Origin of the sequence: Streptomyces jeddahensis, from assembly GCF_001642995.1 — a bacterium.
Taxonomy (GTDB): domain Bacteria; phylum Actinomycetota; class Actinomycetes; order Streptomycetales; family Streptomycetaceae; genus Streptomyces; species Streptomyces jeddahensis.
Map to the genome: position 1 here is coordinate 151,476 of NZ_LOHS01000200.1, position 14,945 is coordinate 166,420.

Sequence of the window (14,945 nt, forward strand, 5' to 3'; positions counted from 1 at the left end):
TCAGCGAGCGGCCGGCCGCGACCTGAAGACGGTCATCCCGGCCGTCCTCGCCGCCGTCAGCCGTCGTCGGCCGCCGGCTGAACGGTCTGCTCGGCAAGGCGTTGCGCGGCCTGCCTGCGGCGGCGCTGCTCGGTGACGTCCGCCACCGGGGCGGAGAGCATCAGAGCTCGGGTGTAGGCGTGCTGCGGTTCGGTGGTGACGATGCGGGCGTCTCCTGTTTCGACGATCTGCCCGTGGCGGATCACCGCCACCCGGTGGCTCACGAAGCGCACGACCGACAAGTCGTGCGTGACGAAGAGGTAGGCGACATCGGTCTCCTCCTGGATCTCCAGGAGGAGGTCGAGAACGGTCCGCTGGGTGGTGAGGTCGAGAGCGGAAACGGGTTCGTCGCAGATGACCAGCCGGGGGCGCAGGGCCAGTGCGCGGGCGATGGCGACGCGTTGACGCTGGCCACCGGAGAATTCGTGGGGCAGCCGGGCCGCGGCGTCGGCGGGAAGGTGGACGCGGGCGAGCAGGTCGCCGACCCGGCCGCGTGCCTCTCTGACGCTGGCGCCGTGGCCGAGCAGGGGTTCGGCGAGGGTGTCCCCGATGGTGCGGGAGGGGTTCAGAGAGGTGTAGGGGTCCTGGAAGACGACCTGGAGGTCGCGGCCCAGCCTGCGGCGGTGGGCGGAGCTCGCCTGGTCGATGCGCTCTCCGGCGAAGGTGATGGTGCCCGATCGGACGGGGACGAGGCCGAGGACCGCACGGCCGATGGTGGTCTTGCCGGAGCCGGATTCGCCGACCAGACCGAGGGTTTCGCCCGGCCGGACGTCGAACGAGACGCCCTTGAGGACCTCGGTGCGCGGGGCGCGCCAGCCCTTGCTGGGGAAGGAGACCCGCAGATCCTGTACGGAGAGCAGAGCGTCCGCGGGGGCGGTGGCTTCGGTGACGGTCATGCGGTGGTGCTCCTCGCCTCTCGGGGCTCCCAGGGGGCGCGCGCCGGGGCCTCGTCGAGGACGGCGTCGAGCAGGGTCCTGGTGTAGGGGTCCTGGGGGGCGTGGAGGACCTGCTCAGTGGTGCCGGTCTCCACGATCCGGCCGGAGTTCATCACGGCGACGCGGTCGCAGAGGTCTGCGACGACGCCGAGGTTGTGGGTGACGAGGAGCACGCCGAGGCCGCGGTCCTTCTGCAGACGGCGCAGCAGCTCGAGGATCTCCGCCTGGACGCGTACGTCGAGGGCGGTGGTGGGCTCGTCGGCGATGAGGAGTTCGGGGTCGCCGGACATGGCGCCGGCGATGAGGACGCGCTGGGCCATGCCGCCGGAGATCTCGTGGGGGTACAGGCCGACGACACGCTCGGGGTCGGGGATCTCCACCAGGCGCAGCAGATCGACGGCGCGGCGGGCCGCCTCCTTGCGGGAGATGCCGAGGGCGTGGCGCATGGGCTCCATGAGCTGGCTGCCGATGGTGAAGGAGGGGTCGAGGTTGCTCATGGGTTCCTGCGGGACATAGGCGACGGTGCCGCCCCGCAGCGCCCGGTGGGCGCGTTCGGGCAGGCCGACCACTTCCTGTCCCTTGATGGTGATGCTGCCACCGCTGACCCGCCCTCCTTCGGGCAGGATGCCGAGGACGGAGAAGGCGGTCTGCGTCTTCCCGGAGCCGGACTCGCCGACCAGGCCGACGATTTCACCGGCGCGTACGTCGATGTCGACGCCGTGCACGACTTCCTTGTCGCTGCCGTCGGGCTGTGCGTAGGCGACGGTGAGGCCGCGCACCGAGAGCAGTCCGGCGCGTTGTCCGGCGGGGGAGTCCGCGGCGGCGGACGGGACCGCGGCGGCGCGGTCCCGGGCCCGGTGGGGCTTGGCGGCGTGACCGGTGCGGTCCTCCAGCCCGTCGCGCAGGGCTCCGGCGAGCAGGACGAGGGCGCCGTTGGTCAGCCCGAGAGCGAGGCCCGGCCACAGCATCGGCAAGGGCGCGCGCTGGATGTTCTGGAACGCCTCGTTGAGCATGGCGCCCCAGGTCGGGGCCGATCCGCTGCCGACGCCGAGGAATTCCAGACCGGCCTGCAGCCCGATGGCGATGCCGGCGACGAGGGCCACCTGGATGATGACGGGACCGCGCACCACGATCAGGATGTGCCGGGCGACGATGCGGGTGTCGGAGAGCCCTGACACCTTCGCGGCGTCGACGTAGAGCTCTTTGCGGACGCCTGCGACGATGCCGCGCACGAGGCGGAAGAAACTCGGCGCCGCGAGCACACCGAGCACGATCATGAGGACCCAGACGTTGGGGCCGAGGATGGCGCGCGAGGCGAGGAGCACGACCATGGCGGGCAGGGACATGACGAGATTGACGGCCCAGGTGGCGGCGGAGTCGAACCGGCCGCCGTAGTAGCCCGCGTACAGGCCCGAGGGCACACCGAGGGCGAGAGCGATTCCGAGGGCGATCAGCGCTCCGCCGAGGGTGTTGCGGCCGCCGTGGAGGATGCGGGAGAGGATGTCCCGGCCCGCGGAGTCCATCCCCATCGGGTGCGCGCCGCTGGGGCCGGCGAAGGCGTCGCGGAGCGAGGAGGCCCCGGGGTCCTGCGGCGCGAGCAGGGGCGCCAGGACCACGGCGACGACGATCAGCAGCAGTACGGCGGCAGAGAGCGCGCCGAGGGGATTGCGCAGGAGCCGCCGGACCACGCCGCCGCGGCGGGCGGTCGACGTCCCGAACGCGGCTGGGACCAGCGCACGGGCCGCAGTCGGCGTGTCGGCCGGGAGGTTCTCGCTCACGCGACCCTCGCCTTCGGGTTCAGCCAGCCGATCATGATGTCGACCAGGAGATTGATCAGCACGACGCCGGCCACGGTGAGCATGACGAGCGCCATGATCACGGGGATGTCGCCGCGGGCCGTGTAGGTGACGGTCATGCTGCCGATGCCGGGGAGGCCGAAGATCTGCTCCACGAGCACGGCGCCGCCGAGCAGGCCCACGAACTGCATGCCGAGGACCGAGAGCGCGGGCGCCGATGCGTTGCGCAGGACGTGCCTGAGCACGATCCGGGAGGCGGGCAGGCCGCGCGCGCGCAGGGTGCGGACGTAGTCCTGGCGCAGCACGTCGATCACGGCGCCGCGTACCTGCTGGGAGACGCCGGCCACGGACGCCACCGACAGGGACAGGACCGGCAGTGTGACGGTGGACAGCCAGCCGGCGGGTGATTCCGTGAACGCGGTGTATCCGATGGCCGGGAACCAGTTCAGGTTGACCGCGAAGACGAGCACGATGACCAGGGTGACGAGGAAACCGGGGAGCGCGTAGCCCACGACGCCGAGGATCTGCACGAAGCGGTCGACGGCGCCGCGCCGGACTGCCGCCCAGACGCCGAGGAGGAACGACACGGCGGTGGTGACCAGGGTGACGCCGAGCATCAGGCTCGCGGTGACCGGCAGCCGGCCGGCGACGGCGTCGCCGACGTCCTCGCTGGTGAACCAGGAGGTGCCGAGGTCACCGCGGACGGCGTGCATCAGCCAGTCGGTGTACTGCTCGAGGACCGGCCGGTCCAGGCCGAGGGAGGCGTTCTTGGCGTCGACGGCCGCCTGGTCGGCGCTCTGGCCGAGGAGCTGCCGGCCGACGTCCACATCGGGTATCGACAGCAGCAGGTAGGAGAGGAACGAGATGACGACCAGGAGCAGGGCCCCGGCTGCGATCCTGCGGGCGATGAAGTTCAGCATGGCACTCGGTATCCGTGACCGGCCGCCGGGGGACGGGCCGGGAGCTCCCGCCGCCCGTCCCCCGGCGCGACCTCACTTGACGGGGGCGTAGTTGTAGATCGACGGGACGGCCATGCCGGACTGCGGGGTGATCTTCACCGTGCCGTCCGAGACGTGCAGGTACGTCATGCGGTAGAAGGGCGCGAACCAACCCTCCTTGACGAGATGTTCGTTGAGGGCGCGCGCCGCCTGCTTCGCCTGCTCGCCCGTGCCGGTCTGGATCGTGGGGATCAGCTTCTGCACGGTGCGGTCGGTGGTGCCGAACATGTTGAAGGCGCCGGGTGTGACCAGCTCGTTGACGACGACCCAGTCGGACGCGGACTGGCCGATGTTCATGACCATGCCGGAGTACGCGCGGTCGGTGAACACCTTCTGGATCGCCGAGCCGCCATCGAGCTCGTCCCAGGCCAGCTTGACGCCCACGGCCTTGAAGTCGGTGGCCAGCGACTCGGCGAGGGCGTCGTTGACGATCGCGGAGACGCGCGGGAGCTTCAGCGTGAAGCCCTTGGCGTAACCCGCCTCCTTCAGCAGTGCCCTCGCCTTGGCCGGATCGTAGGAGTAGTACGAGTCGAACCGCTTGTCGTAGCCCTGGGTGTCGGGCCCGAAGACCTGGCTGGTGACCTGGCCGCGGTTCTGGCGGATGGCGCCGAGCATGGTCGTGCGGTCGATCGCGTGGTTGAGCGCCTGCCGGACGCGGGTGTCCTTGAGAGCCGGGGTCAGCTGCCCCGCGCGGTCGAAGAGCAGCAGCCCCTGGAAGTCGAACTCCTGCTTCGTCGTCTTCACCTTGGGGTCGGATTCGATGCTGACCTGCTGGTCGGCGGCCTGCAGGAGGGCCGCGTTCACCTGCCCGGTCTTGAGCCCGTTGACGATCGCCGTCTCGTTGTCGAAGAAGCTGATCGTGAGGTTCTCGTACGGAAGCCGCTCGCCCCAGTAGTCGGCGTTGCGCTTGTAGACCCACTTGGTGCCGATCGTCGTCTTCGCCTTGACGAGGCGGTAGGGGCCGGTGCCGTCGGGGGTCGTCTTGAGGCTGTCGGCCTTCTCGAACTTCGCCGGGTTCGCCATCAGACCGGCCGCGTCGCTCAGGTAGAACAGCATGGCGGGGTTGGCCCGCTTGAGCTTCAGCGTCACCTGCGTGGCGTCGACCACCTTCACCGACTCCAGGTCGGTCAGCCACTTCGCGTCGGCGCCGCCGCCCTTCTTGAAGCGCTCCATGTTCGCCTTGACCGCTGCCGCGTCGAAGGCGGTGCCGTCGGCGAACTTCACGTCCTTGCGCAGGGTGAGGCTGAGTTCGGTGCGGTCGCCGTTGTACTGCCACGCGGTGGCGAGCATCGGACTGAAGCTGCCGTCCGGCTCCCGTTTGACGAGTGTGTCGTAGGTGGCCTGGAAGAACGGCAGGCCACTGCCGACCGCCTGCGCGGGGTCGAGGCTCTGGGGGAAGGTCATCGTCGCGATGTTCAGCGTCGACGAGCCGGCGCTTCCGGCGTCGGAGCCGGCGCATCCCGCGAGGGTGAGGGACGCCGCCACGCAGGCGGCGATGGCCCCGGTTCGGGTGGTTCTGCTCATGAGGTTCGCTCCGTCGGAAGGGCCGGGGAAGAGTCGTCCCAGGCGAGATGGGCGGGGAGCCTGGAGGCCGGCGTCAGCGGGTGAGGGACGCGAGAACCGCACCGGCCATACTGCGGTGCCCGGCCGCGTTGGGGTGGAACCCGGCCGCTTCCGCGGTGTCCTCGGGCTCGATCCAGCGCACGCCCGCGGGCTTGCACACGTCGTGCCCGATCGAGGGCCCGTAGGCGTCGACGTAGGTGGCGTCGTAGACGTTGGCCTGCTGCGCGAGCATCGTGTTGAGGTACTTCTCCTTGTCCCGGATCCAGGGGAAGTCGCCTGTCGCGAGCGAGACCGTCTCCCGGCACGCCGTACCGTCGTCGGGGAAGAGCACCGGGTACCCCACCAGGAGGACCTTCGCCTGCGGGGAGCGGGCGTGGATCTCCTTGAGGACCGCTTCGATCTCCGGAGCCGTGGCGTTGATACGGGAGTCGACCTCGTCCCTGCCGAGCAGGGTGAAGCTCTGCTTGCAGGGCGAGCCGTGCGGTGCCACGTAACCCAGGAGCACGCAGCGCGTGAGCACACCGGTCAGGTCGAGGTCGTTGCCGCCGATGCCCAGGGTGACCAGGGTCGTGTCGGGGCGCAGGGCGTCGAGCTGGGGCGGAGCCGACCCCTGACGGTTGGTCATGTGGCTGGTGTCGGCTCCCGCACAGGTCACGTCGGTGAACGAGGTCACGCCGACCGCGCGGGCCACCAGGGCAGGGTAGTTGTTCGACGAGCGCCCGCAGATCGAGTCGGACTGCTCGGGGATACCGGGACCGGAGCTGAAGGAGTCGCCGAGCGCGACATAACGCACCTCTTCGGCGGGGCGCTTGGCGGGGTGCTTGGTCGCGGGTCTCGCGGAGGCGGCCGTGGCCGTGCCGGCCAGTACAGCGACGGCCGCCGTGGCCGCGATCCCGGCGCGTACCGCCCGGCGGGGGGCACCGGAACTGCTCGGGGCCGCTGCACGGGACGCCCGGGCTCCCTCGGGCAGGGTGGGCGGCTGGCTGGACGGAGACATGACCGTTCCTCACTTCCTCAAGGAATGGAGAGGGATGCGGCCACGGGACACGGGCGCTGTCCCGGAGCGACGCGGCTCGAGCGCGAAAACCGTAAATTGATCGGTTTCTGGGCGTCAAGAGATTGCGCAGGGGTAAATGGGCTGGCACTGCCTCGTGGTGACGGGAGGACAGGTCTCCTTGACAGTGAAAACCGAACATTTTACGGTTTTTGAATCGCGCGATCGCCGACGCAGCCCGCCCGCGCCTTCCCGGCCCCACGCATCGTCAGGGGGCAGTCCACAGCGCACGGTTCGGACCCCTGGGCCGGTTTCCTCCTGCCTCATGAGACCTCGATAGGTGTGCCGTATGACTCAGCAGACCCCGCCGTCCCCGGCCACGGACCCGACGCTGTCCCGGCTCTCTCTCGCCGACAAGGCCTCGTTGACCAGCGGTGCCGGTGATTTCGTCACCACGGCCGTCGCCTCTGCCGGCATCCCCGCGGTCACCATGTCCGACGGTCCGCACGGGCTGCGTCTGCCGAAGGAGGGCGGCGACGGAGGCCAGGTCGATCTGCACAGCGCCGCCCCCGCCACCTGTTTCCCGCCCGCCGTGGCGCTCGGAAGCAGCTGGGACCCGGATCTCGCCCGGCGTGTCGCGGCCGCGATCGCCGCGGAGGCGACCGCCCACGGCGTACGCGTCGTGCTCGGGCCCGGCATCAACATCAAGCGGTCACCGCTGTGCGGGCGCAACTTCGAGTACTTCTCCGAAGACCCGCTGCTCTCCGCCGAGTTGGGCGGAGCCATGGTCCGAGGACTGCAGGAGGCAGGCGTCGGAGCGGCGCTCAAGCACTACGCGGCCAACAACCAGGAGACCGACCGCATGCGCATCAGCGCCGACATCGACGAGCGCCCGCTGCGCGAGATCTATCTGCGGGCCTTCGAACGCATCGTCCGGCGCGACCGCCCCTGGTCCGTCATGTCCTCTTACAACGGCGTCAACGGCATCCCCCTGTCCGAGAACACCCGGCTGCTCACGGACATCCTGCGCACCGAATGGGGCTTCGACGGCATCGTCATGTCCGACTGGGGCGCCGTGCGCGACCGCGTCGCCGCGCTGCGCGCCGGACTCGACCTCCAGATGCCCGGCACGGGCGGGCGCACCGACCGCGAGGTCGTCGCCGCGGTGGCCGCCGGCGACCTCGACGAGGCGGCGCTCGACACCGCGGTGGAACGGCTCGTCCGCTTCGCCCGGCGCGTGACGGACGGCGCGCGCACAGGCCACGAGACGTCCGTCGAGGAGCACCACCGTCTCGCCGGAGAGGCCGCGGACCGGTGCGTCGTGCTCCTGAAGAACGACTCGGGGCTGCTGCCCCTCGATCCCGCGTCCGGCACCGTGGCCGTCATCGGCGAGCTGGCCCGTACGCCGCGCTATCAGGGCGCGGGCAGTTCCCAGGTGACACCGACCCGCCTCGACACACCGCTGGACGGCCTGTGGGAACTCGCCGACGGAGCCCGCGTGGACTTCGCTCCCGGCTACGCGCTCCCGGGGGCGGCGCCGACGGACGCGGCCCCGGAAGAGGCCCTGGCGAACGAAGCCGTACGGCTCGCGTCCGCGAGCGACACCGTGCTGCTGTTCCTGGGACTCGCCGCCCAGGACGAGTCGGAGGGCTTCGACCGCGACCACATCGACCTGCCGGTCGCGCAACTGCACCTGCTGGAGCGGATCCTCGCGGTCAACCCGCGCGTCGCCGTCGTGCTCTCCAACGGCGGCGTGGTGCGGACCGCCCCCTGGCACACGGCCGTGCCCGCCCTGGTCGAGGGCTGGCTGCTCGGCCAGGCCGGCGGCGGCGCGCTCGCCCGAGTGCTGTTCGGAGCGGTCAACCCGTCCGGCAAGCTGGCCGAGACCGTGCCACTGCGCCTGGAGGACTCGCCCAGCCACCTCTCCTTCCCCGGCGAGGAGGGCCGAGTCCGGTACGGCGAAGGCGTCTTCGTCGGATACCGCGGTTACGACGCCCGCCACTGCGAGGTCGCCTTCCCCTTCGGCCACGGGCTGTCGTACACCACCTTCGCGTACTCCGGGATGCGCGTGGTCCAGGCCGAGGGCGGCGCGACGTTCACCGTGGCGGTGACCGTCACCAACACCGGCGACCGTGCGGGACGTGAGGTCGTCCAGATCTACAGCAGCGGCCCGGCCGACTCCGCGGTCGCCCGGCCGCCGAGGGAGCTGCGCGGCTTCGCCTCGGTGTCCCTCGCCCCCGGCGAGAGCCGCGAGGTGGTCGTGGAGCTGGCGCGCGACGACCTCGCCTACTACAGCGAACGCGAAGGCGGCTGGCGGGTCGAGGCCGGCGTCCACCGCATCGAGGCCGGCTCCTCCTCGCGCGACATCCGGCTGTCGGTCGAGGTGACCGTCGCCGGTGACCCCTCGCGCCTGCTGCTCAGCGGACGCAACACGCTCGCGGAATGGCTGCGGCATCCCGTGGGCGGGCCGCTGCTGGCGGAGAGGTTCGCCCGGGCCCGGGCGGCAAGGACGGGTTCGAGCGCCATGGATGACCCGGTGATGCGGCGGTTCCTCGCCGGGATGCCGCTCGAGGTGATCGCCGAATTCCCGCAGAGCCCCGTACCGCCCGAGGGCGTGCGGGAGCTGGCCGCTCTCGTCGCCGCCGACGGCCGGGACGGGTGAACTTCAGCTCTCCCGGCCCGGGTCGAGCAGTCGCATGATGTCGTCGATGGGCTGCTCCATGTCCATGGACCGGTCGATGAGCCACTGCAGCTGGATGCCGTCGGCCACCGCCAGCAGCAGGACCGCCAGCCGCTCGGCCGGGATCGCGGTGGTCATCCGCCCCTCGTCCATGCGTTTCCGGACGAACGCGGCAGTCCGCTCGCGCAGCACCGGATAGCGCTCGGCGAAGTGTGCGTGCGCCGGATGGCCGGGCTCGCCGGCCGCCGCTGCCATGGACACGAACAGCTCCACCAGTCCCGGTGTCCTCGCGTTCTCCCGGATGATCTCCCGGTAGCTCTCGGGGCCGGTGCGCTCGTTCTGCCGCGCCCGAGCGGTCTCGTCGCGCATCCGCAGCACCTGCGTGAGCAGGTCCTCCTTGGAGTCGAAGTAGTGCATCAGGCCGGGCAGGCTGAGATTGCACTTGGCGGCCACCTTGCGCAGCGAGGTGCCCCGGTATCCCTCGGCGGCGAAGATCTCAAGAGCGGCGTGCAGGATCTCCTTGCGCTTCGCCTCGCCCTTCTCGTACGGGCCCCGTTTCGCCATGCCGGCCAGCCTAACCCGCGGAGGAGACGCCGGCGGGCGCAGCGGCCGGCGGGCAGGGGATGCGCCCGGCGCGGGCCAGGGAGCCCAGCCAGCGGGCCGACGCCTTGGGCTCGCGGGCGAAGGTGTGCGGATCGACCGCGATGAGCCCGAACGTCGGCCGGTAGGAGCCCCACTCGTAGTTGTCCAGGGCGCTCCAGTGCAGATATCCGCGGACGTCGACGCCGTCGCGCATGGCTGAGGCCAGGCTCGCCAGGGCGCTCGTGGTGTACGCGATGCGCAGGTCGTCGTCGCCGGTGGCGATGCCGTTCTCGGTGACCAGGATGGGGACGTGCGGGCCGACCACGCGGGCCGTGTGCCGCACCGCCTCGCCCAGCGCCTCGGGGTAGATCTCCCAGCCGGTCAGGGTGGTGTCGGCGTCCTGCGGCACGGGGAGCGGGCCGTCCGGGCCGATGCGGTGGCGGGTGTACGCCTGCACGCCGATCCAGTCGTCCTCGCGGGCGGCCTCCAGGAAGACGTCCTCGCGCGGCCACGCGTAGACGGCGGCGGTCTCCTCCGCTCCCGGTTCGGCCTGGTAGACCTGGTTGGCGATCGTCCAGCCGATCCGCAGCGCGGGGTCGGCCGCCTTCAGGACGGCGGAGGCGGCCCGGTGGGCCCGGATCAGGGCCCGGGTGACCTCGGCGTCCGGCTCGATCGCGCCGGGGCCGAAGGCCGCGGCACCCCCGTGATCCCCGCCCGCCGTCGAGCCGGGGTCACCGTCCGCCCTCCGGGCGGCGTGGCGCAGCAGGGTGTGCATCAGCGCGATCATGTTCGGCTCGTTGATCGTGGCCGCGTACCGGACGCCTTCCCCGAGGATCTCCGCGGCCGTTCCTGCGTAGGTCGCGAAGAGATCGGCGGACTCGGGCGACGTCCAGCCGCCGAGTTCGCTGAACCACCGCGGCGAGGTGAAGTGATGCAGCGTCACCACGGGGGTCAGGCCGCGCTCCAGCGCCCCGCGCACCATGGCGCGGTAGTGCTCGACGGCGGCGCGCGAGACGTGTCCGCGCTCGGGCTCGACGCGGGCCCATTCGATGCTGAACCGGTAGGCGTTGAAGCCGAGTTCGCTCAACAGGTCCATGTCCTGCGGCCAGCGGTGGAAGCTGTCGGCCGCGTCCCCGCTGCGCTCGGCGACGAAGCTGCCCTGCCGGTTCTCGAGGGCCCACCAGTCGCTGGAGACGTTGTTCCCCTCTACCTGGTGGGCGGAGGTGGAGGCTCCCATGAGGAAGCCGTCCGGCAGTACGAGACCGGGCCCGATCGAGGGCGTCATGCGGGAGCTCCTTCCGCTGCGGAGCCGGGGCGCCGGGCGGCTGACCCGCAACTCCACAAAAAGCGTTCATTGATCGGTTTTCGTGTTAGCCTACAGGCGCACCCGGTCCGGCAGGAAGAGGCGGCAGCCCGAGCGCCGCTCCGGGCGCGGTCCACCGGCTCAGAGGCCCGGCACCGACCTGACGAGGCGCCAGCCTTTGGGCCGGGGGTGCACACCGGCCGCCAGCCGGTCCCGTATCAGCCCGGTGGAGGAGACCGTGAACGCCGTCATTCCCCGCCCCGCGCGGCAGGCAACAGCCACCGGCGGCGAACTGCCCGTCGCTGGCCCCTGGCGGATCCGCGCCGCCGACGGCCGACTCGCCGCGGTCGCCGGGACGGTCCGCGCGCTGCTGGAACCACACCTGCGCGACCGCCTGTTGCCGCCGGACGCCGACGGCGGCGCCACCGGCTCCGGTCCCGCCACCCTCACACTCGCCCTGGACGAGGAGCCGCGGGCGCCGCACCGCACCACCGTGGGCATCTCCCCGCGCGGCGCCGCCGAACCGGTGGACGAGTCCTACCGCCTCACGGTCACCGAACGCGGCATCACCTGCCGGGCCGTCACCCCCGAGGGGGTGTTCCGGGCCGCTGCCACCGCCATCCAGCTGCTCACCACGTCCGCCGCGCGGATCCTCTGCCAGGAGCTGACGGACGCCCCGCACTACGCGTGGCGCGGCCTGATGGTCGACCCTGCGCGCGGCTACCTCACACCCGGCGAACTGCGTCGCGTCATCGACCTCGCGGCGCTCTACAAGCTGAACGTGCTGCACCTGCACCTGACGGACAACGAGGGCTGGCGTCTGCAGCTGCCCGCCGCTCCCGAACTGACCGCCCCCAGGGGCGACGGCGCACCGCGGGAGTACTACACCACCGAGGACTACCGGGCCCTCCAGGAGTACGCGGCCGAGCGCTTCGTGACCGTCGTCCCCGAGATCGACCTGCCGGGCCACTGCGCCGCCCTGCGCGAGGCCATGCCGGGACTGCCGGCCGCCCCCGCACCGGAGGGCCTCGCGGGCCGCTTCCCGTTCGTCCCTCCGCTCGACCTCGCCGACCCGGGCACACGGGACGTCGTCGCCGCGATTCTCGCCGACGTGTGCCGGCTGACCGCCGGCCCGTTCGTGCACATCGGCGGTGACGAGGCCGTCGGGATGACCGCGGACGGTTTCGCCCTTGCGATACGTGAACTGCGCGCGCTGGTAAGGGCGTCGGGGAGGCGGCCGCTGGCCTGGCAGGAGTCCTCACGTGCCGGGATCGCCCCGGACGACATCGCCCAGTTCTGGGTGGACGTGCCGATGATGGACCTGCCCGACACGGAAGAGGAACTCGCCGACCGGCCCGAACTGCTCGCAGCCGGCCACACCCTCGAGTTCATCAAGGCCCTCAAGGCGTTCTTCGCCCCTGCCGATCACGACCTCGCCCGTATCGTCCAGGGGGGCGGGCGCGTCCTGCTCTCCCCGCAGTCCCACCTCTACCTGGACCGCCCGTACGCGCACGAGGTGACGCCGGCCCATCAGGTCGAGGCGGGCGCCCGCCTCGGCTTCCGCACCTACCGGTCAGGCGGCGTCCGGCACACGGCCGACTGGAACCCGGCCGCGCACGCCGTCCCCGACGAACGGATCGCCGGGGTCGAGGCCACGCTGTTCGGCGAATCCGTCGGCGGCTTCGACGACCTCACGACCCTGCTGCTGCCGCGCATGGTCTCCGTGGCGGAGACCGCATGGACCGGCCGGCAGCCGGAATGGGAGGGCCACCGGACCCGCCTCGCCCGTCACGCGCAGCTCTGGGAGGAGCGAGGGCTCGCCTACCTCGCCTCCACGGAGATCCCCTGGCCCTGACCGGGCCCGCCACGGCGGGCTGCTCCGCTGGTTCCCATCTTTCGTCAGGCTGTTGGACGACCAGGGCCTCTCCGGAACCGCGGCGGACGCAGCCGCTCGAACGCGATCCGTCTCGTCATGCACGTCACCCTGCGAGTCCGGAGCCCCTGGCGGCGACCGCCAGGCCAACGCCGTCCTGCACCGCATCGTGTTCGCCCGGCTACGCCTCGACCCCCGCACCCAGGCGTACTACGAACGCCGCACCCAGGAGGGCAAGACCCGGCGTGAGATCATTCCCTGCCTCAAGCGATATGCCGCCCGAGAGGTCTTCAACCTGGTCAGGACGGGTATCCAGTGCCCCCGTTATAGGGACGTCCGTGATACGTGAGAGGGTCTGAGGCGTGCGCACCCAGGCGTACTACGAACGCCGCACCCAGGAGGGCAAGACCCGACGTGATCGGCGTGGCGCACCCTGTCGGGGTGGCGCGGCTGAGAAGGCGACGGGTCAGGCCGCCTGCGTGCGGGCAGGAACCAATGACGTCAGTGAGCCCCTCCCGCATCCGCATACCGTTCCGAGCGGCTCGGGAGGATTGCCGCCGCCAGGGCGGGCACTGCGGCGAGGATCAGCCAGGGCACGGCGGGTGGCAGGTCGAGGTCGAGCAGGGAGCCGGTGACTGAGCTGCCGATGAGGACGATCAGGCCGGAGACGGAGGACAGTGCGCCGGTGTAGAGGCCGGTGCGGCCGTTCTCGGCGAGGTCGGGCACCCAGGCGCGGGCGGCGGGGACGACCAACATCTGGCCGAGGGTGAGCAGGACGACGTACCCGGCGGCGGGCAGCAACCCCGCCACACCCGTCCAGCCGACGGGCAGGGCGGCGGCCACGACGGCGAAACCGGCCGCGATGAGCAGCAGCCCGGCGATCATTGAGCGGCGCAGGCCGAGCCGGTCGCCTGCCCAGCGCGTGAGGGGCAGTTGGGCGCAGACGACCAGCAGGGAGGACAGGGCGAACAGCCAGGACAGGGCTGCCTGGGAGCCGGTCGCGCGCTGCACCTCGTCCGGCAGGGCGAGGTAGAGCTGGTTGTAGGCGAGCAGATAGGTGCCGTAGGCGCAGCACAGGGCGAGGAAGCTGCGGTTGCGCAGCAGTACGCGCGTGCCGCCCCGCTGCCGGGTGCGTACTCGGCCGGGGATGTGCTGCGGCATCAGCCATACGTGCCCGGCCAGGATGAGGACGAAAACGGCGGCCCCGGCCAGGCAGGTGGTGCGGAAGTCCACGGCGAGCAGCAGGGCGCCGAGCAGCGGGCCGATGAAGGCACCGGCCTGTCCGGCCGCGCTCAGCAGAGCCAGCACCCGAGTGCGTGAACCGTGGCCCTCCTCCTCCCTGATCACCGCCTGCCGGGCCACTTCGGACTCCACCGCCGGTGAGAAGAGTGCGGCGGCGAAGCCGATGAGGAGCACCGCGCCGATCACCGTCCAGGTCTGCTCCGCGTACCCCAGCCAGGCGAAGCCGGCGACCCGCAGCGCGCAGCCGGCCAGCACGATCGGGCGTACGCCGTAGCGGTCGACGAGTGCGCCGCCGACCACGAAGAGGCCCTGCTGGCTGAAGGTGCGCAGACCCAGGACGAAGCCGACCATCCACCCCGCCATGCCGAGCGCGGTGCCGAGGTGCTCGGCGAGGAACGGCAGAACGGCGAAGAAGCCTATACCGGAGGTGAGTTGGGTAAGGAGCAGCAGCCGCAGCAGCGGTGACAGATGCTTCCAGGTCCGCTCGCGTGAAGGCTTGGTCGTCCGGACGGTTCGGCGGGTCAGGGCGCGGGAGATGAGATCGGGCATGGCGGTGGCCGTCAGTTCCTGGGTGGTGTGAGTTACGGGCGTACGCGGTGGCTCCGGCACCGTCTGCGCCGTCCCGCTGGGATGGTCCGTGGGCCGCTCCACGGAGGCACGACGCGGGCGCCGCCTCAGCCGCGGGATGCGTACGCCACCGGCCGCCGTGACCGCGATCGCCCCGAGCAGGGCCCAGGACGGCGGCCGGGGCGAGGACCGCCCAGGGGGTCGGCATACGGCTGGTCCTCGGCATCGTTGCGGGACGTCAAGAGATGAGTCCCGCAACGACCGTCAGCCGGATGCCGCCACCGAGGCCACTGAGCCGAAGCGGCCGGAGTGGGCGGTTACCTGGTCTTGAACCGGTCCGGACGCACGAAGTCCAGGCCTTCGATGGTCTGTT

The 14,945-nt window shown here is 71.4% G+C and carries 10 protein-coding genes and 1 pseudogene; 3 read left to right on the top strand and 8 right to left on the bottom strand.

All coding sequences use genetic code 11. The features are described from left to right. Nucleotides 1-56: 56 nt before the first annotated feature. The 5 genes from STSP_RS35910 to STSP_RS35930 form a co-directional block, all read right to left on the bottom strand. Entirely contained in the window at nt 57-935 is an 879-nt protein-coding gene (locus STSP_RS35910; RefSeq protein WP_067285395.1) for an ATP-binding cassette domain-containing protein, read from the bottom strand. Continuing rightward, on the bottom strand, nt 932-2,707 hold the full coding sequence (locus STSP_RS35915; protein WP_232789935.1) for a dipeptide/oligopeptide/nickel ABC transporter permease/ATP-binding protein: 1,776 nt from the start codon (nt 2,705-2,707) through the stop codon (nt 932-934). The genes STSP_RS35910 and STSP_RS35915 overlap by 4 nt, the downstream gene beginning before the upstream one ends. Before the next feature lie 41 nt (nt 2,708-2,748). Continuing rightward, nucleotides 2,749-3,690, bottom strand: coding sequence for an ABC transporter permease (locus tag STSP_RS35920; protein WP_067285398.1), 942 nt, complete (start codon nt 3,688-3,690; stop codon nt 2,749-2,751). A 72-nt stretch (nt 3,691-3,762) separates the two neighbouring features. After that, entirely contained in the window at nt 3,763-5,292 is a 1,530-nt protein-coding gene (locus tag STSP_RS35925) for an ABC transporter substrate-binding protein (protein WP_067285399.1), read from the bottom strand. Between the two features lie 73 nt (nt 5,293-5,365). Next, nucleotides 5,366-6,328, bottom strand: a complete 963-nt coding sequence (locus tag STSP_RS35930) for an SGNH/GDSL hydrolase family protein (protein WP_078067785.1) — start codon at nt 6,326-6,328, stop codon at nt 5,366-5,368. A 346-nt stretch (nt 6,329-6,674) separates the two neighbouring features. Between STSP_RS35930 and STSP_RS35935 the strand changes: the two genes are divergently transcribed. Then, a complete protein-coding gene (locus STSP_RS35935) occupies nt 6,675-8,987 on the top strand; it encodes a glycoside hydrolase family 3 C-terminal domain-containing protein (RefSeq protein WP_067285401.1) in 2,313 nt (770 codons plus the stop codon). Nucleotides 8,988-8,990: 3 nt separating this feature from the next. Here the strand turns inward: STSP_RS35935 and STSP_RS35940 are convergent, their stop codons facing one another. Both STSP_RS35940 and STSP_RS35945 read right to left on the bottom strand, forming a co-directional pair. Continuing rightward, nucleotides 8,991-9,569 (bottom strand): TetR/AcrR family transcriptional regulator, encoded by a 579-nt coding sequence (locus tag STSP_RS35940; RefSeq protein ID WP_067285403.1) that lies wholly within the window; start codon nt 9,567-9,569, stop codon nt 8,991-8,993. 10 nt (nt 9,570-9,579) lie between these two features. Next, a complete protein-coding gene (locus tag STSP_RS35945) occupies nt 9,580-10,872 on the bottom strand; it encodes a glycoside hydrolase family 1 protein (protein WP_067285404.1) in 1,293 nt (430 codons plus the stop codon). A gap of 256 nt (nt 10,873-11,128) precedes the next feature. Here STSP_RS35945 and STSP_RS35950 point away from each other — a divergent pair, with 256 nt between their 5' ends. Together STSP_RS35950 and STSP_RS38010 are read left to right on the top strand one after the other, a co-directional pair. After that, nucleotides 11,129-12,745, top strand: a complete 1,617-nt coding sequence (locus tag STSP_RS35950; protein ID WP_067285448.1) for a family 20 glycosylhydrolase — start codon at nt 11,129-11,131, stop codon at nt 12,743-12,745. 148 nt (nt 12,746-12,893) lie between these two features. Next, a pseudogene (locus tag STSP_RS38010) lies at nt 12,894-13,112 on the top strand (hypothetical protein); the annotation flags it as partial. A gap of 152 nt (nt 13,113-13,264) precedes the next feature. Here the strand turns inward: STSP_RS38010 and STSP_RS35955 are convergent. Beyond that, nucleotides 13,265-14,554: an MDR family MFS transporter gene (locus STSP_RS35955; RefSeq protein ID WP_078067786.1), complete on the bottom strand. Its 1,290-nt coding sequence runs from the start codon at nt 14,552-14,554 to the stop codon at nt 13,265-13,267. Nucleotides 14,555-14,945: the final 391 nt, after the last annotated feature.